Source organism: Neisseria benedictiae, from assembly GCF_958267435.1.
Taxonomy (GTDB): domain Bacteria; phylum Pseudomonadota; class Gammaproteobacteria; order Burkholderiales; family Neisseriaceae; genus Neisseria; species Neisseria bergeri.
The window spans coordinates 137,887-163,976 of sequence record NZ_CATQFV010000027.1 but is presented as its reverse complement, the minus strand read 5'-3'; the positions used below and the strand labels follow the sequence as shown (position 1 = coordinate 163,976).

Annotated in this window: 20 protein-coding genes and 1 tRNA gene; 7 read left to right on the top strand and 14 right to left on the bottom strand. The window is 54.2% G+C overall.

Annotated features, from left to right (window positions below):
* Positions 1–224: 224 nt before the first annotated feature.
* The 6 genes from Q3O12_RS02985 to Q3O12_RS02960 all read right to left on the bottom strand — a co-directional run bounded on the left by Q3O12_RS02985 (position 225) and on the right by Q3O12_RS02960 (position 6,112).
* A tRNA-Pro gene (locus Q3O12_RS02985) sits at positions 225–301 on the bottom strand.
* A gap of 225 nt (positions 302–526) precedes the next feature.
* On the bottom strand, positions 527–1,612 hold the full coding sequence (nagZ, locus tag Q3O12_RS02980; RefSeq protein ID WP_301669247.1) for a beta-N-acetylhexosaminidase: 1,086 nt from the start codon (positions 1,610–1,612) through the stop codon (positions 527–529).
* Between the two features lie 56 nt (positions 1,613–1,668).
* Entirely contained in the window at positions 1,669–3,189 is a 1,521-nt protein-coding gene (locus tag Q3O12_RS02975; protein WP_301669246.1) for a Na+/H+ antiporter NhaC family protein, read from the bottom strand.
* 197 nt (positions 3,190–3,386) lie between these two features.
* Positions 3,387–4,886, bottom strand: a complete 1,500-nt coding sequence (locus tag Q3O12_RS02970; protein ID WP_301669245.1) for a DegQ family serine endoprotease — start codon at positions 4,884–4,886, stop codon at positions 3,387–3,389.
* A 137-nt stretch (positions 4,887–5,023) separates the two neighbouring features.
* Positions 5,024–5,653, bottom strand: a complete 630-nt coding sequence (gene nth, locus Q3O12_RS02965) for an endonuclease III (protein ID WP_301669243.1) — start codon at positions 5,651–5,653, stop codon at positions 5,024–5,026.
* A gap of 45 nt (positions 5,654–5,698) precedes the next feature.
* Positions 5,699–6,112: a YqaA family protein gene (locus Q3O12_RS02960; protein WP_301669242.1), complete on the bottom strand. Its 414-nt coding sequence runs from the start codon at positions 6,110–6,112 to the stop codon at positions 5,699–5,701.
* A 205-nt stretch (positions 6,113–6,317) separates the two neighbouring features.
* Between Q3O12_RS02960 and Q3O12_RS02955 the strand changes: the two genes are divergently transcribed.
* Positions 6,318–7,541, top strand: a complete 1,224-nt coding sequence (locus Q3O12_RS02955) for a sugar MFS transporter (protein WP_301669241.1) — start codon at positions 6,318–6,320, stop codon at positions 7,539–7,541.
* A 443-nt stretch (positions 7,542–7,984) separates the two neighbouring features.
* Positions 7,985–9,364 (top strand): Na+/H+ antiporter NhaC, encoded by a 1,380-nt coding sequence (gene nhaC, locus Q3O12_RS02950; protein ID WP_301669240.1) that lies wholly within the window; start codon positions 7,985–7,987, stop codon positions 9,362–9,364.
* Between the two features lie 234 nt (positions 9,365–9,598).
* On the opposite strand, the gene Q3O12_RS02940 is transcribed toward nhaC, so the two are convergent.
* Together Q3O12_RS02940 and ybeY are read right to left on the bottom strand one after the other, a co-directional pair.
* Positions 9,599–10,423, bottom strand: a complete 825-nt coding sequence (locus tag Q3O12_RS02940; RefSeq protein ID WP_301669239.1) for a CorC family transporter — start codon at positions 10,421–10,423, stop codon at positions 9,599–9,601.
* A 1-nt stretch (position 10,424) separates the two neighbouring features.
* Positions 10,425–10,940 (bottom strand): rRNA maturation RNase YbeY, encoded by a 516-nt coding sequence (gene ybeY / locus Q3O12_RS02935; RefSeq protein ID WP_070814791.1) that lies wholly within the window; start codon positions 10,938–10,940, stop codon positions 10,425–10,427.
* A gap of 118 nt (positions 10,941–11,058) precedes the next feature.
* Here ybeY and hemC point away from each other — a divergent pair, with 118 nt between their 5' ends.
* On the top strand, positions 11,059–11,994 hold the full coding sequence (gene hemC, locus Q3O12_RS02930; RefSeq protein ID WP_301669337.1) for a hydroxymethylbilane synthase: 936 nt from the start codon (positions 11,059–11,061) through the stop codon (positions 11,992–11,994).
* Between the two features lie 309 nt (positions 11,995–12,303).
* On the opposite strand, the gene Q3O12_RS02925 is transcribed toward hemC, so the two are convergent.
* Together Q3O12_RS02925 and Q3O12_RS02920 are read right to left on the bottom strand one after the other, a co-directional pair.
* Positions 12,304–13,497: an amino acid aminotransferase gene (locus Q3O12_RS02925; RefSeq protein WP_301669238.1), complete on the bottom strand. Its 1,194-nt coding sequence runs from the start codon at positions 13,495–13,497 to the stop codon at positions 12,304–12,306.
* Positions 13,498–13,578: 81 nt separating this feature from the next.
* Positions 13,579–14,076, bottom strand: coding sequence for a DNA-mimic protein DMP19 (locus Q3O12_RS02920; protein WP_107818491.1), 498 nt, complete (start codon positions 14,074–14,076; stop codon positions 13,579–13,581).
* A gap of 115 nt (positions 14,077–14,191) precedes the next feature.
* Between Q3O12_RS02920 and Q3O12_RS02915 the strand changes: the two genes are divergently transcribed.
* Complete coding sequence (locus Q3O12_RS02915; protein WP_301669236.1) at positions 14,192–14,395, top strand: zinc-finger domain-containing protein; 204 nt, start codon at positions 14,192–14,194, stop codon at positions 14,393–14,395.
* A gap of 156 nt (positions 14,396–14,551) precedes the next feature.
* Here Q3O12_RS02915 and Q3O12_RS02910 read toward each other — a convergent pair whose 3' ends face one another.
* Positions 14,552–16,138, bottom strand: coding sequence for an L-lactate permease (locus Q3O12_RS02910; protein WP_301669235.1), 1,587 nt, complete (start codon positions 16,136–16,138; stop codon positions 14,552–14,554).
* Between the two features lie 268 nt (positions 16,139–16,406).
* Entirely contained in the window at positions 16,407–17,129 is a 723-nt protein-coding gene (lpxH, locus tag Q3O12_RS02905; protein WP_301669336.1) for a UDP-2,3-diacylglucosamine diphosphatase, read from the bottom strand.
* A 248-nt stretch (positions 17,130–17,377) separates the two neighbouring features.
* On the opposite strand from lpxH, the gene smc reads away from it, so the two are divergent.
* Positions 17,378–20,863, top strand: coding sequence for a chromosome segregation protein SMC (gene smc / locus Q3O12_RS02900; protein WP_301669234.1), 3,486 nt, complete (start codon positions 17,378–17,380; stop codon positions 20,861–20,863).
* A 75-nt stretch (positions 20,864–20,938) separates the two neighbouring features.
* On the opposite strand, the gene adhP is transcribed toward smc, so the two are convergent.
* Together adhP and Q3O12_RS02890 are read right to left on the bottom strand one after the other, a co-directional pair.
* On the bottom strand, positions 20,939–21,985 hold the full coding sequence (adhP, locus tag Q3O12_RS02895) for an alcohol dehydrogenase AdhP (RefSeq protein ID WP_301669233.1): 1,047 nt from the start codon (positions 21,983–21,985) through the stop codon (positions 20,939–20,941).
* A gap of 281 nt (positions 21,986–22,266) precedes the next feature.
* Positions 22,267–22,656, bottom strand: coding sequence for a type IV pilin protein (locus Q3O12_RS02890; protein ID WP_301669232.1), 390 nt, complete (start codon positions 22,654–22,656; stop codon positions 22,267–22,269).
* Positions 22,657–22,881: 225 nt separating this feature from the next.
* Here Q3O12_RS02890 and Q3O12_RS02885 point away from each other — a divergent pair, with 225 nt between their 5' ends.
* Both Q3O12_RS02885 and Q3O12_RS02880 read left to right on the top strand, forming a co-directional pair.
* The gene (locus Q3O12_RS02885; RefSeq protein WP_301669335.1) at positions 22,882–24,057 is read left to right on the top strand and encodes a MacA family efflux pump subunit; all 1,176 of its coding nucleotides are present in this window, start codon (positions 22,882–22,884) and stop codon (positions 24,055–24,057) included.
* Positions 24,058–24,125: 68 nt separating this feature from the next.
* A complete protein-coding gene (locus Q3O12_RS02880) occupies positions 24,126–26,060 on the top strand; it encodes a MacB family efflux pump subunit (protein WP_301669231.1) in 1,935 nt (644 codons plus the stop codon).
* Positions 26,061–26,090: the final 30 nt, after the last annotated feature.

The following is a 26,090-nucleotide window of genomic DNA, read 5'->3' as shown; positions in this document are numbered from 1 at the left end:
TTTGGAACCTTACTGAATAAGATGCCGCCGTTGGGTACAAGCCCGGCTTCCTAAATTCCGATGGTCTTTTGAACCTTGCCGATACTCTTTGTCAGTGCGCGCAAATGGCAGGGTTAGGGAAAACGAAATGCCGTCTGAAACAGCATTCTGTTTCAGACGGCATTTTTCTGTTGCCGCCAAAAGGAAAAACCGCCCCGGCAATCCATGCCGAGGCGGTTTGAATATGGTCGGAATGAGAGGATTCGAACCTCCGACCCCTTCGTCCCGAACGAAGTGCGCTACCGGGCTGCGCTACATTCCGAATTAAGTAAGGCGTGATTATAGCGCAAAAAATATGGCGTGCCTATACCGTTTTGCCTTTTTGCCGCGTGTCGGGTGGATTTAAAGGGCTGTGTTTGAATACAGTGTTGATAAGCATCCTTATCTCCAAGTAATTCAATAAGATAACTTTCTACCTGACCGAAAAAAATCATTGCCTTTCCCTGACAAACGGTTGAAATCGGCAGATTGTTGAAACGCAGCCGATTTAAAAGGCCTCTCCGACTTTCACGCCGCCCGCCGTGTCTTGCGGCGAAGTCAAACGGGAGGTCAAGGCTTGTGCCGCTTGGAAATCCGCCGTCTGCATCACGGCTTGCGCGGCGGCACTGCCGAGCGTGTTGGCCATATATTGCCAACGTTGCGCCAAAGCGGGATTGTCGGGAATGCGGAAATCTTCGCGCAGTTCGTCCACAAGGTCGGGACGGTTGCAAACCAATATGATGTCGCAGCCCGCTTCAAACGACAGCCGGGCGCGTTCTTTGATGCCGCCGGCCCCGCACGCGCCCTCCATAGTCAAATCGTCCGAGAAAATCACGCCTTTGAATCCGATGTCGCGGCGCAAAATTTGTTTGAGCCAGATTTCGGAAAACCCGGCGGGTTTTGTGTCCACTTGCGGATAAACGACGTGGGCGGGCATAACCGCCGCCATACCTTCGCGGCTCATAATGCGGAAAGGGATGAGGTCGGCGGCTTCGAGTTCGTCGAGGCTGCGCCCGTCTTCGGGCAGCACCAAATGGCTGTCCCCTTCGACAAAGCCGTGTCCGGGAAAATGTTTGCCGCAGGATTTCATACCGCCTTTTGCCAAACCTTTTTGAAGGGCGAGGGCAAGGCGGGTTACGGCTTCGGGGTTGCGGTGGAAACTGCGGTTGCCGATGACGGGGCAGTTTCCCCAGTCCAAATCCAAGACAGGAGTGAAGGACAAGTCGATGCCGCAGGCGGAAAGCTCGGTTGCCAAAACCCGGCCGACTTGTCCGGCGGCGGTTTCGGCGGCGGACGCGCCGTCTTTGTCCCAAATTTGCCCTAAAACGTTCATTGCGGGCAGGCGGGTAAAGCCTTCGATAAACCGTTGCACCCTGCCGCCTTCGTGATCGACGGCGATGATGAGTTCGGGGGTGCGGAGGGATTTGATTTCGGCGGTAAGTTCTTTGAGCTGTTCGATGTTTTGGAAGTTGCGGCGGAAGAGGATGATGCCGCCGATTGCGGGGTCGAGCAGGCGTTGTTTTTCTTCTCCGGTCAGGCGGAAGGCGGCAATGTCGGCCATTAAGGGGCCGCGCGGAATATGGGGGACGGTCATTGCGGTTTGCTCCAAAAAGCTTCAGACGGCATAGGCCGTCTGAACAGGGAAAGGGGTCAGGCGTTGGCGCGTTTTTTGTCTTTCAACAGAAAAATCAGCACCGCCAATACAATGCCTGTCGTGCCAAAGCCCAACAGCGCGGATTTTGTCAGACCCAATGCGAGGTAGCCCGATGCGGCGGCGGCGGCAACCGTCAGGGCATAAGGCAGTTGCGAGGTAACGTGGTCGATGTGGTTGCAGCGTGCGCCGGTGGACGACAGGATGGTCGTGTCGGAGATGGGCGAGCAGTGGTCGCCGCATACCGCCCCCGCCATCACTGCGGACATACACGGGATAATCAGCGCGGGTTCGACTTTGACTGCCATGGCGGCGGCAATCGGCAGCATAATGCCGAACGTTCCCCAGCTTGTGCCGGTGGCAAACGCCATCACGCTGGCGAGCAGGAAGAGGATGACGGGCAGAAAGCCGGGGCGGATGCTGTCGGCAACCAGCGTGGAGAGGTAGTCGCCGGTGTGCATTTCGCCGACAACCGTACTGATGAGCCAAGCGAGGATTAAAATGGCGATTGCGCCGAACATAGATTTCGCACCCTGCCAAACGGCTTTGGGATAGTCGGCGGTTTTAATCGTGCCGAGCGTGCAGAGGACGACGGCAAGCACGCCGCAAGTGCCGCCGAATACCAGCGAAGTGTTCACGTCCGTATTTTCAAATGCCCCCAAAATGCTGAAGGTTTCGCTTGCCTGCGCGCCGGTGTAGATCATGGCGGAAACCGTTGAGGCGATTAAGGTCAAAACGGGAATAATCAACGCGTAAACCCTGCCCTCGATGCCGTCTGAAACGGCTGTTTCATTATGGGTTTCGTTCAAGGCGGCCTGCTCGAAGCGTTCCATCGAGCCGATGTCGAAGGAGAACCAGGAGACGACGAATACCATAATCAGGGCAAACAGCGCGTAATAGTTCATCAGGCTCATGGCGACAAACGTTCCCATCGGCGTGTATCCGGTGATTTTGTAGGTAACGAGCAATCCGGCAAGCGTGGCGATAATCGACGCGCCCCAGCTTGAAACGGGCATCAGCACGCACATCGGCGCGGCAGTGGAGTCGAGGATGTAGGCGAGTTTGGCGCGGGAAACTTTAAACTTGTCGGTAACGGGGCGGGCAATCGCACCGACGGCGAGGCTGTGGAAATAGTCGTCGATAAAGGTTACGAACACGAGGCAGGCGGTCAGCATTTTCGCGCCGCGCCGGTTTTTAATGTGCCGTTTTGCCCAGTCGGCAAACGCCTGATTGCTGCCGGAAAGGGTCAGCAGTGAAGTAAAGATGCCCAAAAGTATCAGGAAAATCAGTATTTTGAGCTTGCCGAGAGACCATTCCCCGTCTGCCCGTACCAACCCTTCCGCCATATCTTTCAAATGAATCAGGCCGTTTGCGGGGTTGCCGCCCGTCAGGAAGGCGGTGCCGACCAAAATGCCTATGCTTAACGACAGCAATACACGCCGGGTAACGACGGCGAGGGCCAGTGCCAAAAAAGGCGGGATAACCGAGAGAAATGAGTGTGAATAATCAATGAGCTGCATAATGTGCGAGGTATAAGTGTCCGGATGGCGGTTTTTGTCCGCAACGGTTCGGGTTGGTCGGCAAAACGGGCGGAAGTATTTTTTTGTATTTTCAAATACTGATTTGAAATCAAAGGATTGATTTCTTTAAAATGCCCGTCGGCGGGTGCAGGCGGGCATTTTACCATTTAAAGGACATTTCGGGCGGATTATGCGGTTTACGGCAGGGTCAGCGCAATGAACAAAGTGCCGCCCCGGCGCATAACCAAAAGGGGGATGTTTTTACCCGCCCTGTCCAGCGCATTGCGGAAACCGTCTTCGTCATTGACGGGGGTTTGCCCGACGGCGAGGATTTCGTCGCCGCGCCGCAGGCCCGCGCGTTGCGCCGCACCCGAAACCTGCACGACGACCAGCCGTCCGCCGCTGCCGTCTGTATCGGTTTGGAGGGTAATGCCGGCAGATTCGACCGAGAACGTGCCGGATTGGTGTTCGGCATAAGGGACTTTGTCCGGCTCGGACGAGGAACCGGTTTGTTCGGAAGCATTGCCCAGTTTGACGGTAACGGTGATTTCCTTGCCTTTGCGCCATACGCCGAGGCTGACTTCTTTTCCCGGTGTAATGGCGCCGACCATAACGGGAAGATCGCCGGAAGAACGTATTTCTCCGCCGTCGAGGCTGAGGACGATATCGCCTGCCTGCAGGCCGGAGCGTTCTGCGGGGCTGCCGGGCAGGACTTTGGCAATCAGTGCGCCGCCGGCTTTATCCAGACCGAAGGACTGTGCCAAACCGTAGGATACTTCCTGAATAATCACGCCCAGTTGCCCGCGTTGGACTTTGCCGGTGTTTTTCAGTTGTTCGGCGACATTCATGGCAACGTCAATCGGGATGGCGAAGGAAATGCCCATAAATCCGCCGCTGCGGCTGTATATTTGCGAATTGATGCCGACGACCTGTCCTTTTAAGTTGAACAGCGGGCCGCCGGAGTTGCCCGGATTGATGGCGACATCGGTTTGAATGAAGGGTGTGTAGCTTTCGTTGGGCAGGCTTCTGCCTTTGGCGGACACGATGCCGGCGGTAACGCTGTTGTCGAAGCCGAAGGGCGCGCCGATGGCGGCGACCCATTCTCCCGGTTTCAAATCTTTGGGATTGCCGATTTTGACGACGGGCAGCTCTTCCGTTGCGTCGATTTTTAAAAGCGCCACGTCGGATTGGACATCCGAGCCGATGAGTTTGGCGGTATATTCGCGCTTGTCGTTGAGCAGGACTTTGATGCTGCCCATACCGGCAACGACGTGGGTATTGGTCAGGATGTAGCCGTCTTTGCTGATGATGAAGCCCGAACCGAAGTTCAATCCGCCGTCGTCTGCTTCTTCTTGGGGGATTTCGGGCATATTCGGGACGAGGCGTTTGAAAAATTCGTAGAACGGGTCGCTGTCGGCAATCGGGTCGGAATCGTTTTCGGCATTGCCGCTGCCGTTTTGGGTGCGCGGGGCGGGGGCTGCCTGAATATTGACGACTGCCGGGCCTTCGCTTTGAACCAGTTGGGCAAAGTCGGGCAGCAGCATACTGACGCTGCCGTCGTCTTTGGTGTGTTCGATGCGTTCTACGAAGGATGCTTCTTTTTTGTCCGCACCGAAAAAGCTGCCTGCCTTGTCGCAGCCTGCCAGCGAGGCGGCACACAGTGCTGCCAAAGCGAGGTATTGGTATTTTTTGAACACGTTTTGTCCTTTGTCGGATGCCGGTACCGGCTTTAATGCCGTCTGAAGCGCATTTTGTCGGCTTCAGACGGCATGGGATGAAATTCTACAACGTCCGTCCGAATTTTCAAGCGTTTCATTTTGAAGGACGGCGGCGGTCAGGCTTTGGCGGGATATTCGCACAAATCGTTGATGATGCAGGTTTGGCATTGCGGCTTTAAAGCCTTGCAGGTGTAGCGTCCGTGCAAAATCAGCCAGTGGTGCGCGTCCATCAGAAATTCTTTAGGAATGAAGCGCATCAGTTTGTCTTCGACTTCGCGTACATCTTTCCCGGGGGCGATTTTGGTTCGGTTGGACACGCGGAAGATATGCGTATCGACCGCCATAACGGGGTGTCCGAACGCCGTGTTCAATACCACGTTTGCCGTTTTGCGCCCCACGCCCGGCAAGGATTCCAAAGCCTCGCGGTCTTCCGGCACTTCGCCGTTGTATTTTTCCAGCAGGATGCGGCAGGTCTGCATGATGTGTTTGGACTTGGTTTTATACAGCCCGATGGTTTTTGTGTATTCCATCACGCCGTCCAAGCCCAAATTCAGCATCGCCTGCGGCGTATCGGCAATTGGAAACAGCTTCGCCGTCGCCTTGTTCACGCCGACGTCGGTTGCTTGCGCCGAAAGCAGAACGGCAATTAAAAGCTCGAAAGGGGAGTTGAAATTCAGCTCGGTGGTCGGATGGGGGTTGGCGGCGCGGAAGCGTTCGAAAATTTCTTGGCGGATGTGTCTGTTCATTTTTTTATACGGTGGGTTTGTGTGTTCGGCATTATAACGTATGGTTCAGGCGGCGTAATATTGCATTCCCCACAGAATGAAGGCGTAACGCGCCGTTTTGCCGATAACCAGCATCAGCCCGCTTGTCCACGGATTCAACCGCAGCCAGCCAGCGGCAAGCGGCAGTGCGTCGCCGATGACGGGCAGCCAGGCAAACGCAAGCAGCCATACGCCGTAACGCTTCATTATCCTGATTGTTTTTTCAGACGGCATTTTTCGGGAAGGCAGCAAACGCCCCATCCAATAGGAAACCATACTGCCCAATCCGTTGGCAAGGCCGGCGCACAGCCATGCGCCGTATGCATGTTCGGAAAAGCGGTGGACGAATAGAGCAAAGGCGGCTTCCGATGTGCCGGGCAGGAGGGTGGCGGAAGTGAAGGCGGAAAAAGCGAGGGCGGCGTAGGCGTAAAAGACGGTCATGTACGGTTTGTGGTAAATCAAAATGAGGATTGAAAAAATACAGCGTCGGCATGCTTGTCGGGATAATAGCGGATGTTGTCCGGCAAGGATATGCCGGCGGCTTGCAAATTTGTGAAATGTCAGTATGATTCACGCCGCCCTTGAAGAATATCAATTTTTGCCGTCCGAACTGTGCAATGTATTCCAATAAAATGAAAGGCAAATCATGTCTGCGCAATCACAAAACAACCATACGTCTCCGTTGGTCGTCTTGACCACGCTGTTCTTCATGATGGGTTTTATTACCTGCATGAACGACATCCTTATTCCTCATTTGAAAGAAATTTTCGACCTGACTTACGTTCAGGCGATGCTGATTCAATTCTGTTTCTTTACCGCCTATGCGGTGATGTCGATTCCCATGGGTACGCTGGTGGGCAAAATCGGTTATAAAAACGGCGTTATCGGCGGCTTTCTGCTGACGGCGATCGGATGCCTGTTGTTTTATCCTGCTGCGGGCAGCCATTCTTACGCGGTATTTTTGGGCGCGTTGTTTATTTTGGCTTCCGGCGTAACGCTGCTTCAGGTTGCCGGTAATCCTTATGTTACCCTGCTGGCGAAACCCGGCAAGGAATCGGCAACGCTGACGCTGGTTCAGGCGTTTAACTCTTTGGGTACGACCATTGCGCCGCAAATCGGCGCGTTCCTGATTTTGGCGGACGCAACCCGAACCGTCAGCAAGGCGGAACAGATTTCTTCCGTACAGATTCCCTATTTGGGGCTGGCGGGGCTGCTGATTATCCTTGCCGTATTTGTCAAACTGATCCGTCTGCCCGACGCGCAAAAAATTGCCGCCGAAGAAAGCGAACACAACCACGACGGCAAAACCGGCGTGTGGCAGTACAAACATCTCGTGTTCGGCGCGGCAGGCATTTTCTGCTATGTCGGTGCGGAAGTCTCCATCGGTTCGCTGATGGTCAACGTATTGGGTTATCTGAAAGGGCTGAACCACGCCTCTGCCGCGCATTACCTGTCGTTCTATTGGGGCGGCGCGATGGTCGGACGTTTCCTCGGTTCGGCAGTGATGGCGAAATTCGCGCCCAACCGCTATCTGGCGTTTAACGCATCGGCTGCGGTCGTGCTGCTTGCCGTTGCGATGGCGACGGGCAGCGGCAATGCGGATGTGGCGATGTGGTCGCTGCTTGCCATCGGTTTTTTCAACTCGATTATGTTCCCGACGATTTTCTCTTTGGCAACCAAAGGATTGGGCAAATTCACCAACGCGGCTTCCGGTGTGCTGTGTACCGCGATTGTCGGCGGTGCGGTCGTGCCGGTGATTCAAGGTTGGGCGGCGGATACTTACACCCTGATGTCTTCGTTTGTCGTTTCCGTTATCTGTTACCTGTATATCGTGTTTTTTGCGGTGTACGGATATAGGGCGGACGAATAATCTTTTTCTTGAGAAATGCCGTCTGAACATCTTTCAGATGGCATTTTTGCGTACCGGTGTTTGCGGCGTGTGTGCCGAGGTTTTAATATAGTGGATTAACAAAAACCAGTACAGCGTTGCCTCGCCTTAGCTCAAAGAGAACGATTCTCTAAGGTGCTGAAGCACCAAGTGAATCGGTTCCGTACTATCTGTACTGTCTGCGGCTTCGTCGCCTTGTCCTGATTTTTGTTAATCCATTATACTTCAATCCATAAAAGTCTTATATGCCAACAAACAAAAAAATAAAAAATTATATTTCAAAAAAATTAATTTAAATTGAGAAAATTGCTGTTTTGTTTCTGCCAGGCTTTTGTAAAACGCTAAAATGCCGTCTGAAAACGTCGGGCGGATTCGGTATGGTGTGTTAGAATCCGTTAACTTTATATCAAATCGGGCAAAGAATCATGTTTGCTTTCAAATCCTTACTCGATATGCCGCGCGGTGAGGCAATTGCCGTCGTCGTCGCTCTGATTGCCGCGATGGGCTATACCATCATTTCATTGGAGTGGCTGCCGCATATGTCCATTATTGCCGCCATCGTCGTGCTGATTTTGTACGGCTTGGCGCGCGGTTTGAAATACAACGATATGCAGGCGGGGATGATTGGCGCGTTGAATCAGGGTATGGGCGCGATTTACCTGTTTTTCTTCATCGGGCTGATGGTCAGCGCGCTGATGATGAGCGGCGCGATTCCGACGCTGATGTATTACGGTTTCGGACTGATTTCCCCGACTTATTTTTATTTTTCCGCCTTCGCGCTGTGTTCCGTCATCGGCGTGTCCATCGGCAGCAGCCTGACCACCTGCGCTACTGTAGGCGTTGCCTTTATGGGTATGGCGGCGGCGTTTCAGGCTGATATGGCGATGACGGCGGGCGCGGTCGTCTCGGGTGCGTTTTTTGGCGACAAAATGTCCCCGCTTTCCGATACGACGGGCATTTCCGCGTCCATCGTCGGTATCGACCTGTTTGAACACATCAAAAATATGATGTACACCACCATCCCCGCGTGGCTCATCAGTGCGGCACTGATGCTTTGGCTTCTTCCCAGCGTCGCCGCGCAGGATTTGAACAGCGTCGAATCCTTCCGCAGCCAGCTTGAAGCCACGGGATTGGTGCACGGCTATTCGCTGATTCCGTTTGCACTGTTGGTCGTTTTGGCATTGATGCGCGTCAACGCCGTCGTCGCCATGCTCTTTACCGTCATGGTTGCCGTTGCCGTAACGTATCTGCACAGCACGCCCGACCTGCGTCAGCTCGGCGCGTGGTTTTACGGCGGCTACAAACTCGAAGGCGAAGCGTTTAAAGACATCGCTAAACTCATTTCGCGCGGCGGTTTGGAAAGTATGTTTTTCACGCAGACCATCGTGATTCTCGGTATGAGTTTGGGCGGACTGTTGTTTGCGCTCGGTGTAATTCCTTCCCTGCTGGATGCCGTCCGCAGCTTTTTGACGAATGCAGGATGCGCGACGTTTAGCGTCGCCATGACTTCGGTCGGGGTCAATTTCCTGATTGGAGAGCAATATTTGAGTATTTTATTGTCGGGAGAAACGTTCAAACCCGTTTACGACAAACTCGGACTACATTCCCGCAACCTCTCGCGCACGCTCGAAGATGCGGGTACGGTCATCAACCCGCTTGTTCCGTGGAGCGTGTGCGGCGTGTTCATCAGCCACGCCCTCGGCGTACCCGTTTGGGAATATCTGCCCTATGCCTTCTTCTGCTATTTGAGTTTGGCACTGACGCTTCTGTTCGGTTGGACGGGGCTGACTTTGAGCAAAAAATAAGCGGATAAGTGAAATGCCGTCTGAACCTGTTTTCCGGTTCCAGACGGCATTTTTATAGTGGATTAAATTTAAACCAGTACGGCGTTACCTCGCCTTGCCGTACTATCTGTACTGTCTGCGGCTTCGTCGCCTTGTCCTGATTTAAATTTAATCCACTATATGTTTGTCGGATGGGGCGGATTGAAACAGAAAACGCCCGTACCGTCATCCTAAACTGTGCAGAAACGGCGGTGCTTACTTCACGCGGGTCGCCATCAGCGTATGCAGGCGGCGGTTGTCGGCGCGCGCAACGGTAAATTGCAGGTTGCCGATGATGACTTTTTCGCCGCGCACGGGCAAGTGTCCCAATTCCTGAATGACCAGACCGCCGATGGTGTCGGCTTCTTCGCTGCTGTATTCCGTACCGAAAAAGGCGTTGATGTCTTCGATTTCGGTTGTGGCGTGGATGCGCCAGCGTTCGGAAGAAACGGCGTGGATATTGTCGGCGCTGTCGTCTTCGTCAAACTCGTCTTCGATGTCGCCGACGATTTGCTCGATGATGTCTTCAAAGGTTACCAGGCCGGATGTGCCGCCGTATTCGTCAATGACAATCGCCATGTGGTTGCGTTGTTCGCGGAACTCTTTTAACAGGGAGGCCAGTGATTTGCCTTCGGGAACGAAAACGGCAGGGCGCAAGACAGATTTCAGATGGAACTGCTCGGGGTTGAACATATATTTGAGCAGGTCTTTGGCGTGCAAAATGCCCAAAACTTCGTCTTTGTCTTCTCCAATAACAGGGAAACGCGAATGGGCGGTTTCGATGATGTAGGCCGTGATGCGCTCGATGCTGTCGTTTTCTTTCAATACGTTCATGCGGCTGCGCGTAATCATGGCATCGCGCACTTCCAGCTCGGCAAAGTCCAATACTTTTTCCAGCCGGGTCAGTGTGTCGGCATCAAAAACTTCCTGTTCGTGCGCTTGGCGCAACAGGGTCAATACGTCTTCGGCGGAGTCGGGCTCGCCGGCAAGTCGGGAGATCAGGCGTTCGAAAAACTTGGGTTTCGACTGCGTACCGTCCATTTTAATATTCGTCCTCTTGGTAGGGGTTGGGGAAGCCTGCCGCCAGCATCAGGCGGATTTCTTCGGCTTCCATTATTTCGGCTTCATCGTCTTCGATGTGGTCGTAGCCCATCAGGTGTAAAGTGCCGTGTATGGTCAGGTGGGCAAAATGCTGCTCGGGTGTTTTGCCTTGTTCGCTGGCTTCTTTCAAAACCACTTGCGGACAAATCACCAAATCGCCATACAGGCCGTCTGAAAACTGGTCGGGTAGGATTTCGCCTTCGTTGAGCGCAAAACTCAATACATTGGTGGCGTAATCTTTGCCGCGGTAGTCGCGGTTGTAGGCGCGAGCTTCTTCTTCGTCCAGAAGAATCAGGCTGATGTCAGCGCGGCGGTATTCGTTTTTCAGGGCAGACCATGCCCAGCGGTAAAAATCGCGTTCGCTCGGAAGGTCGGCGGCGGAAGAGGCGTTTTCAAAGTTCAGATGAAAACGTTGCCGCTGTAAGGATAAAAAAGGATATTTTTTGGCGCGTTTCATGTTGTCCGGAAAATTTGGTTTTTAGGTGTAAATATAACATATTCACCCCCATGCCGTCTGAAAAAACGCCCAAAATATGATAGACTTCATGCCGTTTTCCATCTTTCAGGCAACCATTATGAACCCGAAAAAACTCGTTATCGCCAGTCGCGAAAGCCTGCTTGCCATGTGGCAGGCAAAACACATCCAAGGCCGTCTGAAAGCCCTGTATCCCGATTGCGAGGTCGAGATTTTGGGCATGACCACGCGCGGCGACCAGATTTTGGACAGAACTTTGTCAAAGGTCGGCGGTAAAGGCTTGTTTGTCAAAGAGTTGGAACAGGCTTTGTATGACGGCCGGGCTGATTTGGCCGTGCATTCGATTAAAGACGTACCGATGGATTTGCCTGAAGGTTTCGCGCTTGCAGCCATCGGCGAACGCGCCAATCCGTTTGACGCATTTGTGTCCAACCAATACGCGCGTTTGGAAGAAATGCCCAAAGGCGCTGTCGTAGGCACATCCAGCCTGCGCCGCGAAGCCCAGTTGCGTGCGCGCTATCCGCATTTGCTTATCAAACCCCTGCGCGGCAATGTGCAAACCCGTTTGTCTAAACTCGATAACGGCGAATACGACGCAATTATCTTGGCTGCCGCCGGTTTGCAGCGTCTGGAATTGGACGAACGCATCCGCATGATTTTGTCGGAATCCGACAGCCTGCCTGCAGCCGGACAAGGCGCATTGGGTATTGAAATTGCCGCGCATCGCGAAGATTTGTACGAAGTCTTGAAGCCGTTAAACCACGATACCACACACGCCTGCGTTACGGCCGAACGTGCGTTGGCGCGCGCTTTGGGCGGAAGCTGCCAAGTGCCGCTGGCCGCATATTGCACTGAAGAAAACGGTTTGCTGACCTTGCGCGGCTTGGTCGGTCATCCCGACGGTTCGGTTGTGTTGCAGGCAGACGCGCAAGCACCTGCCGAATACGCCGACGCGCTCGGACGCGCAGTCGCTAAGAAATTGGCGGACGACGGTGCTCAGGAATTGATTGGAGCAGTATTGAATACAGAAAATTGATTTTATCGAAAATTTATAGTGGATTAACAAAAATCAGGACAAGGCGACGAAGCCGCAGACAGTACAGATAGTACGACAAGGCGAGGCAACGCCGTACTGGTTTAAAGTTAATCCACTATACTGTGGCGTTCAAATTTTGAATTTGAGAATGATGATATTCGTATTTTTATTTGAATTCATCATATTGGGTTGATTTTATAGATGTTTTTAGCTTGTTTGAAATTGTTATAGTTTATTGTTTTTTAACAAAAAACAGATGCCGTCTGAACTGGTTAAGGTTCAGACGGCATTTTCATATGGCTGCGCTTTTTACAGTACTTTTACGATACTTTCGCACAGATAATCGATGTTGTCGTCGGTAATGCCGGCGACGTTGATACGGCCGGAACGGACGGCATAAATGGCAAACTCGTTTTTCAAACGGTCAACTTGTTCGGGAGTCAAGCCGCTGAAAGAGAACATGCCGTTTTGTTCAATAATAAAATCAAAGTCTTGGGTAGCACCTTTGGCTTTGAGTAACTCGACAAATTTTTGGCGCATGGCTTTGATACGGCCGCGCATTTCATCGAGTTCAGCAATCCATTGTGCTTTCAAATCATCATTTTTCAACACCAGCGCAATAGTGTTCGCGCCGTGTGAAGCCGGATTGGAATACAAGGTACGGATGATGGTTTTGACTTGGCTGTGGGCGCGGGCGGCGGTTGCTTCATCTTCGGCCACCAAAGTGAACGCGCCGACGCGCTCGTTGTACATACCGAAGTTTTTGGAATAAGAGCTGGCAATCAGCAATTCTGTATTGTGTTTCAAGAACACGCGCAAGCCGTAGGCATCTTCTTCCAAACCGTTGCCAAAGCCTTGGTAGGCAAAGTCAAACAGCGGCAGCCAGCCTTTTTCGGCAGAAAGTTTTGCCAGAGTTTCCCATTGTTCGGGCGTAGGGTCGATGCCGGTAGGGTTGTGGCAGCAGCCGTGCAGCAGGACGATGTCGCCTTTTTGCGCTTGGCTCAAGTCTTCAATCATGCCGTCCCAATCCAAACCGTGTTTGGCGGCATCATAGTAGCGATAAGGTTTATCTTGGATACCGACCGCTTTGGCGATGGCGTTGTGGTTAGGCCAAGTCGGATTGGAAATCCAGATGGTTTGCGCGTTCAACTGGCGTTTGGCAAATTCGGTCGCAATACGCAATGCGCCTGTGCCGCCAAGGCTTTGCGCTGTTTTGGCGCGGCGGCTGGCGATAATTTCGTGGTCTTTGCCAAACAGCAGAATTTGGGTTTGCTCGTTGTAGTCGGCAACGCCGTCGATGGTCAGGTAGTTTTTAGTGGTTTCGCTTTCCAACAGGCGTTTTTCAGCCTCTTTGACGGCTTTGACAATGGGTGTCGCGCCGGATGCGTCTTTGTACACGCCGATGCCGAGGTTGACTTTTTCAGGGCGGGTTTCGGCTTTGAACGCTTCGCCCAAACCGAGGATCGGATCGGCGGGGGCGGCTTCGATGTGCTTGAAGAACATAGCTTGCTCCTTGATGGGGACGGAAGGTCATTCGGGTTTGCCGATTTTACGCTGTTTTATATGTGCTGGAAACAGCCGTGCCTATACCTGCCCGATATGGGCGAAGGTTTCCCAGTTTGACCGTATGTGTTCTGCAAGCAGGGGCAGGTCTTGTTCGGCGGCTTCGTAGTATGCGCCGTCCCATTCTTCAAAGTCGGGGAACTGTTTGCGCAGGGATTCGATGTCTGCGCCTCCGTCGGCGAGCGTTTCGATGGTTTCCCCGTGTTGTTCGTAGAGGGCTTTGGCTTTGTCCAAGACTTTCGGCACGGCTTTGATTTTCCAGCGGCGCAGGCTGTCGGCAAGCGGGTTGCGGAAAATGTATTCGCCGTAGCCGGAGGCGATAAGCTGTACGAAGCCGCCTTCTTCGACTTGGCTGTCGAGGTAGCAGAATGCGGTCAGCGTGTGCTGGTCGTCGGACAGGCAGGAGAGGGATTCGTCGCCGGTTTGGGCGGTGTGTTCGAGGTAGGCGGAAACGAGGGTATAGAGCAGAACGGATGGTTCTTGTTGGCGGATGTCTTCCGGAAGGGTAAGCGCAGTCATGGTATGCCGTCTGAAAAGTGGGGATTATAGCGGATTGCGGCTTTTCGCCGAAAATATCCTTTAGCCTGCCGATGGCGTAAAATAGGCGTACACCAACCACGCAAAGGAAAATCAAATGGACAATCTGAATCCGCAGGAAATTTCCGTGTTGCCGGAAAATCTGCCGCTGTATTGCTCGGGGCCGGACAGCGAGCAGTGGAACGGGCATCCGAGGGTGTTTTTGCCTTTGGGCGAAGGAGAATCGGGCAGCGTTGCCTGTCCGTATTGCGGCACGCGCTACCGCCTTGACGGAAAGATGCCGCATCATCATTACGCCTGAATGCAAACGGCGGAAAAATGCCGTCTGAAGCCTTTTCCGGTTTCAGACGGCATTTGTTTGGCGAGGCGGGTAGGGATTCTGCCCGGCGCGCCGCCCGGACGGGGAGAGGAGGTTTCCGTCCTCCGCGTGCTGCCGCTATGGATGGCGGCGTTTCGCCTAGAGGAAGAAAATCATTGCCACGACGACGGCAATCACGCCGTAAATCGCCATCGGTATAACGGTTTTCTTGATAATCGCACCTTCGGAATTTTTCACGTCCAATACGGTACATACGGCGATGATGTTGTTGAGGCACACCATATTGCCCATCGCGCCGCCGACGGATTGCAACGCCAAAATCAGGGTAACGGACAGGCCGGTATCCAGGGCGATTTGCTGCTGAATCGGGCCGAAGGTCAGGTTGGACACGGTGTTGGAGCCGGAGAAGAACGCACCGATCGCGCCCAGATACGGCGAGAAATAAACCCAGTGTTCGCCCGCCATTGCGGCAAATTCCTTACCGATGATTTTCACCATCGAATTGTCGCCGCCGACCAGCATCAGCTGAACCATAATCAGCGCGCCCATCAGGGCAAGCAGCGGTTTTTTGGTTTGATTGAAGGTTACGGCATAAATCGTCCAAGCATCTTTGAATTTGGTCTTATACAGCAGGATGCAGATCCAAACGGTAAAGACAAACGGAATCCAAGCGGGAACGTACAGCGTTTGGTAGGACGCGCTGACATCTTGTCCGAAAATATTGCCGAAGGTAATCGTCAGGGAGTCGCTGACGGTAATTTTGGACAAATCAAACGGCAGTTGGAAGCTGAACCATTCTTCTTTGCTGGTCAAAATGCCTTTGATGCCGATCTGTTTGATGCGCGTAACCACCAGCATACCGATCAGCATACCCAAAGGGGCGAGTGCTTTGGCGACTTGGGCGAACGGCACTTTTTCGGCATTCGGGTCTTTGGCGTGGTCTTTGCTCAAGCCCCAGCCTTTATTAGCTGCAAATACGGAAAACATCAGACCGATTGCGCCGGCAACCAAAGAAGGAAATTCTTCGTTGACCATTGCCAATGCGACATAGGGAAGGGTACAGGAGAAAACGGCAATGGCGACGAAGCCCAAGTTTTTGCGGATTTCAGACCAAGGTACGATAAAACTCAAGCCGATGACGGGGATGACGAAACCTGCGAAGAAGTGCATCACGCCGGTCTGCCTGCCGATGGCGAGGATGTCTTCGGCACTCAGGTTCAGCGGTGCGAAACCGAACCAAGTCGGCGTACCGACCGCGCCGAAAGAGACGGGGACGGAGTTCATCACCAAAGTGAAAATCGCTACTTTCAACGGATTGAAGCCCAAGCTCATCAGAATCGGCGCGGCAATCGCGGCAGGCGTGCCGAAGCCGGATGCGCCTTCAATCATAAAGGCAAACGACCAGCCGATAATCATCAGTTGCGCTACGGGATTGGGGCTGATGGTCGCCAGCCATTTGCGGATGACATCGATGCAGCCCGTGGTTTCCATCATACGGTTGAACATAATCGCGCCGAAAATCACGGTAATCGGCGTGAGCGTTTTGACGAGGCCGGAAGCGGCGGTGGCGTTGAGCAGTATTCCCGCATCGCCGAAGTAGAAAAGTTTGATGGCGTAAATCAGCACTGCGGTAATCGGCAGTGCGACGTAGGAAGGCATACTGTTTTTTTTCACCATCAGCCAAATCAGCAGGACGATGGGGAATATGCTGAGGAAAAGTGCCATAACGAATCCTTTTTAGGCATTTGCATCATAAGGCGCGTCGAGGTTTGGAAAGACGTTCAAATCCCGCACACCCGATATTTTGGTTAAAAGATAAATTGGTAAGACCAATTATTATGCGTTTGCACACTTTACGTAATCTTATGTAATCGGTCAAGCATTTTATCGATAATGGCTATTAATGCGGGTTAAGGATGGTGATGATGCGGCGGAGGGAGTGTGGGAAAGGGGCGTGTAAAAAAAGCCGCCCGAAAGGCTTCAGACGGCATTTTCAGCATTTTTCCAGCGGCACGAATACCGCGCCGTCCCCGTCCACGCGGAGGATTGAAGCATAGTCGTTATGCCAGTCGCCCAAAACGATGCGGGTAAAGCCGTTTTCGTGATGGATATGCTCGCGGTGGGTGTGCCCGTGTATCAGCCTTTCCGCGTTAAAGGCGCGAACCTGCCGCGTGGTAAAGGCGGCATTGACATCCATAATATCGGCGGGCTTGACCTGTTTTTCCATTTTGCTGACACGCCTGATTTTGGCGGCAAGGCGTGTGCGCCACTTCAGAGGCAGCATCAGGAACAGTTTTTGCAGCCGCTTCCGATGCACGATTTTGCGGAAACGTTGGTATGCCCTGTCGTCGGTGCATAATGTGTCTCCGTGGCAGATGAGGGTTTTGCAGCCGAACAAGTCCAAAACCGAGTAATCTGGCAGTAGCGTCATGCCCGCACGCCGGCAAAAATCCTGACCGATTAGGAAGTCGCGGTTACCCCTGACAAAGAACACGGCAACGCCTTTGTCGGACAATTTCCTGATTTCACGCGCAACCGAAGTATTCAACTCGGAAACTTCGTCATCGCCCACACAGAAATCAAACAAATCGCCCAAAATATAAACCGCCCGCGCCTGTCCGGCGGCGGAAGAACGTAAAAAAAGCAGCAACAGCGCGGTCAGTTCGGGATGCTTTTCGCTCAAATGCAGGTCGGAAATGAAATAGGCGGGTTTCATAGGTTGCTTTCCAATCGGGCGGATGTAGTGGCGGATTATAACGCGCCCGGCGGCGGGGCAATACGGCAAATGCCGCGCCAAGCATCGGGCGTTGGCGGAACCGGGGTTCGGGCGCGTTAAAAATGCCATCTGAAGGCTTCAGACGGCATCGCGGGTGCGGGATGCGGTAAGGTTTTGCCGGAAAGATATGGGGTGGTGCGGCGGGATTTCCGTTAAAATACGCTTCTTTTTTATTTTTTCCGACCATTATGCGCCTGACCCACATCAAACTCTCCGGCTTCAAATCTTTTACCGACCCGACCACGATTTATGTGCCGGGGCAGCTTGTCGCGGTTATCGGGCCCAACGGCTGCGGCAAGTCGAATGTGATTGACGCGGTGCGCTGGGTGTTGGGCGAGGCTTCGGCGAAGCAGCTTCGTGGCGAGAGTATGCAGGACGTGATCTTTAACGGTGCGGCGACGCGCCGTCCTGCGCCGAGGGCTTCGGTGGAGCTGGTGTTTGACAACAGCGACCACAGTTTGCAGGGGGCGTGGGGGCAGTATGCCGAGGTGAGCATCAAGCGGCAGTTGACGCGTCAGGGCGAATCGACTTATTTCATCAACAATCAGACCGTGCGCCGCCGCGACATTACCGATTTGTTTTTAGGTACGGGCGTGGGCGCGCGCGGTTATGCCGTTATCGAGCAGGGGATGATTTCGCGCATCATCGAAGCGCGGCCGGAAGAGTTGCGCGCCTATATCGAGGAGGCGGCAGGCGTGTCCAAATATAAGGAACGCCGCAAGGAGACGGAAGGCCGTCTGAAAGACACGCGCGAGCATTTGCAGCGTTTGGGCGATTTGCAGAACGAGTTGGAGCGTCAGGTGGAAAAGCTGGAGAAACAGGCGGAAACCGCCGAACGCTATAAATCCCTGACCGCGCAGTTGAATCAACAACAGGATTTGCTCGATTACGCCCAATGGCAGCAATCGCTTGCCGCCGCCGACAAGGCGACCGCGCAGCATCAATCTTTGCAGGCGCAGCAGGACGAAACCGCCGCGCAGGTTCAGGCGTTAAACGATGAAGTACACGCCTTGCAGACCGCCGAACAGTCGCAGCAGCAGGCGGTACACGAATTGAGCAACAAACGCGGCGTGTTGCGCGAGCAGATTGCCCGTTTGGAAGAACAAATCCGTCATCAGCAAAACCTGCATCAACGCATCGAACGCGACAAGCAGGCAGCGCAGGCGCAGTTGCAACGCATTCATCAAGAGCAGCAGCAAATCCGCGTGCAGCTTGAAGAAAACGAGTTGCAAGCGGAAGAAAAGCAAACCGAATTGGCGGAATGGGCGATGCAGGTTGCCGAACACGAAGAGCGTCTGCCCGAATTGGAAGAAGCCCAAGCCACGCTCAACGCCGCTTTCCAAACCCAGCAGGACGAGGCGAACCGCATCCGCCGCGAACTGGCGTTGAAGCAGCAGCAGCTTGCCCATGCCGAACAAACCGTTGCCAAGCACGAAGAGCGCAAAGGTCGTCTGAAACAGGAAAACCAAGCCCTGAACCTGCCCGACGAAGCCGAAACCGCCGCCGCGCAGGAAGCCGCCGCCTTGTTGCAAAGCCGGCAAGAGCATTACGAAGAACAAATCATCGCCGCCGAAGAAGCCTTGCACGCCGCACGCGAGGTGTTTCAGACGGCATCAAACCGCTTCCAAAGCCTGAAGCAGCAACACATCACCTTGCAGGCGCAGCAGCAGGCGTTGTCGCAAATCCTGTCGCAACAGCAGGAAGCCGCCGACTTCTGGCAGGCAACCGACCACGCCGCCGCGCCGCAACTGTGGCAACACATCACCGCGCCCGCGGAGTGGCAGCACGCCTTGTCCGTCATCCTTGCCGAACGCCTGCACGCCCGCAGCGTGCCGTCTGGTTTCGTTCCGCCCGCGCCGTTGCCGCAGGGGCAGGCGGCATGGCTTTCAGACGGCCTCTCCGGCGGCATCAAAAAATCCCTGCCCGTACAGGCATTGCTGAACCAAATCCAAGCGCAGCCGCCGTTTCAGACGGCATTGCACCACTGGCTCGACGGCGTATTGTGCGCACCCGATTTGAGTTACGCCCTCGCGCATCAAAGCGATTTGGGCGCACATCAAATCTGGCTTACGCCCGAAGGCCATCAGGTCGACAAAGTCAGCGTCCTGCTCTATGCCAAACCCGCGCAGGAAAGCCTGATTGCCCAAAAAGCCCGTCTCGACGGCATCGCGTCCGAACTGGAAAACCTCGCCCCCGAACTCTCCGCCGCCGAAGCCGCGTTCAAACAGGCGGAAGCCGCCGTGCGCTCGTCTGAAACGCAGTACAAAAACCTGATGCAGCAGCAACAGCAGCACACGCGCCAATACGGCCGGGCGCAGCAACGCGCCGCCGAACTTCTGGCGCGTACCAACCAAGGGCAAATCCGCCGCGAACACATCGTCCGCGAACTGGCGCAGTTGGCGGAAGAGCAGACCGTGTTGCAACACACGTCCGACGGGCTTTCAGACGACATCGCTATTTTGCAGGAAGCCGCCGCCGAACTCGAACACCAACAGCAAACCACCGCACACAGCCGCCAAGAGCAGCAAGGCCGTCTGAAACAGGCGCAGCTTGCCCTGTTGGAAGCCAACCGCCAATACGGGCTTGCCGAAGTCGCCGTTCACAAGCTCAACCAGCAAAAACAAAATTACCAACAGCAAATTGCACAGCTTGAACAGCAAACCTTCGACTGGCAGGAACGCCAGCAAGAGCTTGCCCTCGCCTATGAAACCGAGTTCCAAAACGACGAGCAGCACATCAAGCTTGAAGAATTAAGCGAAGCCGTACAGACTTTGGACGAAGAATATATCGTCGTACAAGAAAAACTCGCTCAGATTCAGGAGCAGGGCAGGGAACAATACGCCCGCGTACAAACCCTGCAAACCAAGCTGCCGCAGCTTCAGGCCGCCACCCAAACCGCCCTGTTGCAGCAGCAGGAAGCCCTGATCAACGCCAAACGCTACCATCAAAACCTGACCGAACGCGCCGCCGATTTGGACGCGCTCGAAGCGTTGGCGAAAGAATCGCCGAAAGTATTGAACAGCAGCATCGGCAGCCTCACCCAGCAAATCGAAGCCCTCGGTGCCGTCAACCTCGCCGCCCTGCAAGAACTCGAAGAAGCTCGCGAACGCGACGGCTACTACCGCAGCCAAAGCGAAGACGTGCAGGCCGCCATCTCCCTTTTGGAAGAAGCCATCGCCCAAATCGACGACAAGACCAAAGAGCGTTTCAAAGAAACCTTCGACGCCGTCAACGGCAAAGTCCAAACCTTCTTCCCGACCCTGTTCGGCGGCGGCGAAGCCACCCTCAAAATGATAGGCGACGACCTCCTGACCGCCGGCGTGTCCATCATGGCGCGCCCGCCCGGCAAGAAAAACAGCACCATCCACCTCCTCTCCGGCGGCGAAAAAGCCCTCACCGCCATGAGCCTCGTGTTCGCCCTGTTCAGCCTCAACCCCGCCCCCTTCTGCCTTCTGGACGAAGTCGACGCCCCGCTGGACGACGCCAACACCTCGCGTTTCTGCAACCTGGTCAAAGAAATGTCGGCGCAAACCCAGTTCCTCTACATCTCCCACAACCGCCTGACGATGGAAATGGCGGAGCAGCTCGTCGGCGTAACGATGCAGGAAAAAGGCGTATCGCGCGTCGTTGCCGTGGACATCAAGCAGGCGTTGGAAATGGCGGAATCTGCCTGAACGACGAGTACGGATGTCAAAAATGCCGTCTGAACAGCGTTCAGACGGCATTTCGATGTGTACCGCTACGTCAAATCAGTGGCGATGGCCGCAGCCGCATTCTTTTTTCATATCGATCACCATACGGCCGGTGATTTTGCCTTCGCGCATTTCTTGGAAAATGGCGGGAGCTTCATCCAAAGCACGCAGTTGGACTTTCGGCACAACCAAACCTTCCGCGCCGAATTGGAAGGCTTCTTCCAAATCTTTGCGCGTGCCGACCAGCGAGCCGACCACTTCGATGCCGTCCAAAACCAAACGCGGGATGGACAAATCCATCGATTCCGGCGGCAGACCGACGGCAACCACACGTCCGCCCGCGCGGACGCAATCCACGGCAGAGTTGAATGCGGCGGCAGATACGGCGGTTACGACCGCAGCGTGTGCGCCGCCGGTTTTTTCCTGAATCACTTTGGCAGCGTCTTCTTTGGCGGCGTTGACAACCAAATCCGAGCCGGTTTCTTTGGCAAACGCCAGTTTTTCATCGTTGACATCAACGGCGACGACGTGCGCGCCGAACACTTTTTTCGCGTATTGGACACCCAGGTTGCCCAAACCGCCCGCGCCGTAGATGGCAATCCACTGTCCCGGACGCACGCCGGAAACTTTAATGGCTTTGTAGCAGGTAACGCCGGCGCAAGTGATGCTGGACGCTTGTGCGGGGTCGAGTCCGTCGGGGACTTTGACGGCGTAGTCCGCATTGACGATGCAGTGGGTCGCCATACCGCCGTCGGCGGTGTAGCCCGCGTTCAATACGGAACGGCACAGGGTTTCACGGCCGGTATTGCAGTATTCGCACGAGCCGCAGCTTTGGAACAGCCAGGCGATGCTGACGCGGTCGCCGACTTTCAGATTTTTCACACCGTCGGCAACTTCTTTAACCAAACCGATGCCTTCGTGTCCCAACACGCGGCCCGGTTTTTCGCCGTAGTCGCCCGCCGCAACGTGCAGGTCGGTGTGGCATACGCCGCAATATTCTACTTCGACCAATGCCTCGCCGTATTCCAACGGGCGAACCTCGCGTTCGACTACTTCCACATCGCCCGCTACATTTTTATTCACAACAACTGCCTGCATTTTCATGATTGCGCTCCTTAGTTACGGTAAAAAACCTGTAAACGGAATGTTATCCACTATAAGGGTAAGCATACGCTTCCGCATCTTGCGGGTCAAATGGTATGTTGTTGAAAAATATGGGTTATATGTTATACTATAACGGCTTGGAAAGGCGCGGCATCCGGGCGGTTGCCGGATAAGGGGCGGCAGGTTTTCAGTTTGAAAAAACCGGACGGGAAACCCGCAAAAATGCCGTCTGAACACAGCTTCAGACGGCATTTTTGCGGGTTTGCGGGTTCGGCGGAGGATCAGTCGAAGTCCGGGCAGGATTGTCCGTTGCCGGCGGCGGAAAGTGTGCCGCCGTCGTTGAGCGTGACGATGCAGGTTTCGCCTTCGTTGGTCGTCGGATCGGGGACGGCCTGAAGGGTGAAGTGGTCGGGGTTGACTTTGCTCAAGGTAATGTTGAAATATTTGTTTTGTTTCAGTTTTTTTGGGTCGTAGTTTTCAAACGTCCCTTTTTGGCGGTAGTAACGCTCCAAGTTTTGCGCGTTCATCAGCAGGGTGGATTTGACTTCCGACAGGCGGATGCGGCGGGTGTAGGCTTTATAAGAAGGGTAGGCGATGAGCGTCAGGATGCTGAGAATGGCGACGGCAATCAGCAGCTCGAGCAGCGTAAAGCCTTTTTGAACGTTTTTCATAGCAATGTGTTTCCATTTGTTTATCGGTCGGCGGCATTATAACGCCGTATCGGAAATGGCGGAATATGTAAACGGATTGAAATTTTCGGGAAAGCAGATTGTATAAGCCATTTAAAACAAATGGTTATTTTTATTGTCGGCAGTTTGCCTCCTTGGATGGGGCAGGGACTTGCGGTAGAATCCGCTTCCGATTTATGGGATTGGCGCATACAGAGAATTGAAAATATGGCAAAAATGATGAAATGGGCGGCTGTTGCGGCAGTTGCGGCGGCAGCGGTTTGGGGCGGATGGTCTTATCTGAAGCCCGAACCGCAGGCCTCTTATATTACGGAAACGGTCAGGCGCGGCGACATCAGCCGGACGGTTTCCGCGACGGGGGAGATTTCGCCGTCGAATCTGGTGTCGGTCGGCGCGCAGGCATCGGGGCAGATTAAGAAACTTTATGTCAAACTCGGACAACAGGTCAAAAAGGGCGATTTGATTGCGGAAATCAATTCGACCTCGCAGACCAACACGCTCAATATGGAAAAATCCAAATTGGAAACGTATCAGGCGAAGCTGGCATCGGCACAGATTGCATTGGGCAGTGCGGAGAAGAAATATAAGCGTCAGGCGGTCTTGTGGAAGGATGATGCGACCTCTAAAGAAGATTTGGAAAGCGCGCAGGATGAGCTTGCCGCCGCCAAAGCCAATGTTGCCGAGCTGAAGGCTTTAATCAGACAGAGCAAAATTTCCATCAATACCGCCGAGTCGGAATTGGGTTACACGCGCATTACCGCGACGATGGACGGCACGGTGGTGGCGATTCCCGTGGAAGAAGGGCAAACCGTGAACGCGGCGCAGTCCGCACCGACGATTATCCAGCTTGCCAATTTGGATATGATGTTGAACAAAATGCAGATTGCCGAGGGCGATATTACCAAGGTGAAGGCGGGGCAGGATATTTCGTTTACGATTTTGTCCGAACCGGATACGCCGATTAAGGCGAAGCTCGACAGCGTCGACCCCGGGCTGACCACGATGTCGTCGGGCGGCTACAACAGCAGTACGGATACGGCTTCCAATGCGGTCTATTATTATGCCCGTTCGTTTGTGCCGAATCCGGACGGCAAACTCGCCACGGGGATGACGACGCAGAATACGGTTGAAATCGACGGTGTGAAAAATGTGCTGATTATTCCGTCGCTGACCGTGAAAAATCGCGGCGGCAAGGCGTTTGTGCGCGTGTTGGGCGCAGACGGCAAAGCAGTGGAACGCGAAATCCGGACCGGTATGAAAGACAGTATGAATACCGAAGTGAAAAGCGGTTTGAAAGAGGGGGACAAAGTGGTTATCTCCGAAATGACCGCCGCCGAGCAACAGGAAAGCAGCGAACGCGTCATGGGCGGCCCGCCGCGCTGATAAACGAATATGCCGTCTGAACACGGAAACGGTTTCAGACGGCATTTGTTATTGATTTACGGAACATTATGAGCTTGATCGAATGTAAAAACATCAACCGCTATTTCGGCAGCGGCGAGAACCGCGTCCATATTTTGAAAAACATCAGCCTGTCGATAGAGAAGGGCGATTTTGTCGCCATCATCGGGCAGTCCGGTTCGGGCAAGTCCACGCTGATGAACATACTCGGCTGTTTGGATACCGCCGGTTCCGGTTCGTACCGAATCGACGGCATCGAAACTGCCAAAATGCAGCCTGACGAACTGGCGGCATTGCGCCGCGAACGCTTCGGTTTCATCTTCCAACGCTACAACCTCTTAAGCTCGCTGACCGCAAGGGACAACGTCGCGCTGCCGGCCGTCTATATGGGCGTGGGCGGCAAAGAGCGTTCCGCGCGGGCGGAGAAGTTGTTGCAGGATTTGGGCTTGGCAAGCAAAGAGGGCAACAAGCCCGGCGAACTCTCGGGCGGACAGCAGCAGCGCGTCTCCATCGCCCGCGCCCTGATGAACGGCGGAGAAATCATCTTCGCCGACGAGCCGACCGGCGCGCTCGATACCGCCAGCGGCAAAAACGTGATGGAAATCATCCATAAGCTGCACGAAGCGGGGCATACCGTCATTATGGTCACGCACGACCCCGGCATCGCCGCCAACGCCAACCGCGTCATCGAAATCCGGGACGGCGAAATCATTTCCGACACCTCGAAAAATCCCGAAATCCCCGCAAGCAAGGTCGGGAGGATTCAGGAAAAAGCCTCGTGGTCGTTTTATTACGACCAGTTTGTCGAAGCCTTCAGAATGTCGGTGCAAGCAGTATTGGCGCACAAAATGCGTTCGCTGCTGACCATGCTCGGCATCATCATCGGTATCGCTTCGGTGGTTTCCGTCGTCGCATTGGGCAACGGTTCGCAGAAAAAAATCCTCGAAGACATCAGTTCGATGGGGACGAACACCATCAGCATCTTCCCCGGGCGCGGCTTCGGCGACAGGCGCAGCGGCAAAATCAGAACCCTGACCATAGACGACGCAAAAATCATCGCCAAACAAAGCTACGTTGCTTCCGCCACGCCCATGACTTCGAGCGGCGGCACGCTGACCTACCGCAACACCGACCTGACCGCCTCGCTTTACGGCGTGGGCGAACAATATTTCGACGTGCGCGGGCTGAAGCTGGAAACGGGGCGGCTGTTTGACGAAAACGATGTGAAAGAAGACGCGCAAGTCGTCGTCATCGACCAAAATGTTAAAGACAAACTCTTTGCGGATTCGGATCCGTTGGGTAAAACCATTTTGTTCAGGAAACGCCCCTTGACCGTCATCGGCGTGATGAAAAAAGACGAAAACGCTTTCGGCAATTCCGACGTGCTGATGCTTTGGTCGCCCTATACGACCGTGATGCACCAAATCACAGGCGAGAGCCACACCAACTCCATCACCGTTAAAATCAAAGACGATGCCAACACCCAAGTCGCCGAAAAAGGGTTGACCGAGCTGCTCAAAGCGCGGCACGGCACGGAAGATTTCTTTATGAACAACAGCGACAGCATCAGGCAGATGGTCGAAAGCACCACCGGTACGATGAAGCTGCTGATTTCCTCCATCGCATTGATTTCGTTGGTAGTCGGCGGCATCGGCGTGATGAACATTATGCTGGTGTCCGTTACCGAGCGCACCAAAGAAATCGGCATACGGATGGCAATCGGCGCGCGGCGCGGCAATATTTTGCAGCAGTTTTTGATTGAAGCAGTGTTAATCTGCATCATCGGAGGCTTGGTCGGCGTAGGTTTGTCCGTCGCCGTCAGCCTCGTGTTCAATCATTTTGTAACCGATTTCCCGATGGATATTTCGGCGGCATCCGTTATCGGCGCGGTCGCCTGTTCGACCGGAATCGGCATCGCGTTCGGCTTTATGCCTGCCAATAAAGCAGCCAAACTCAATCCGATAGACGCATTGGCGCAGGATTGAGGTTGGCACAAAGATGCCGTCTGAAGCTGC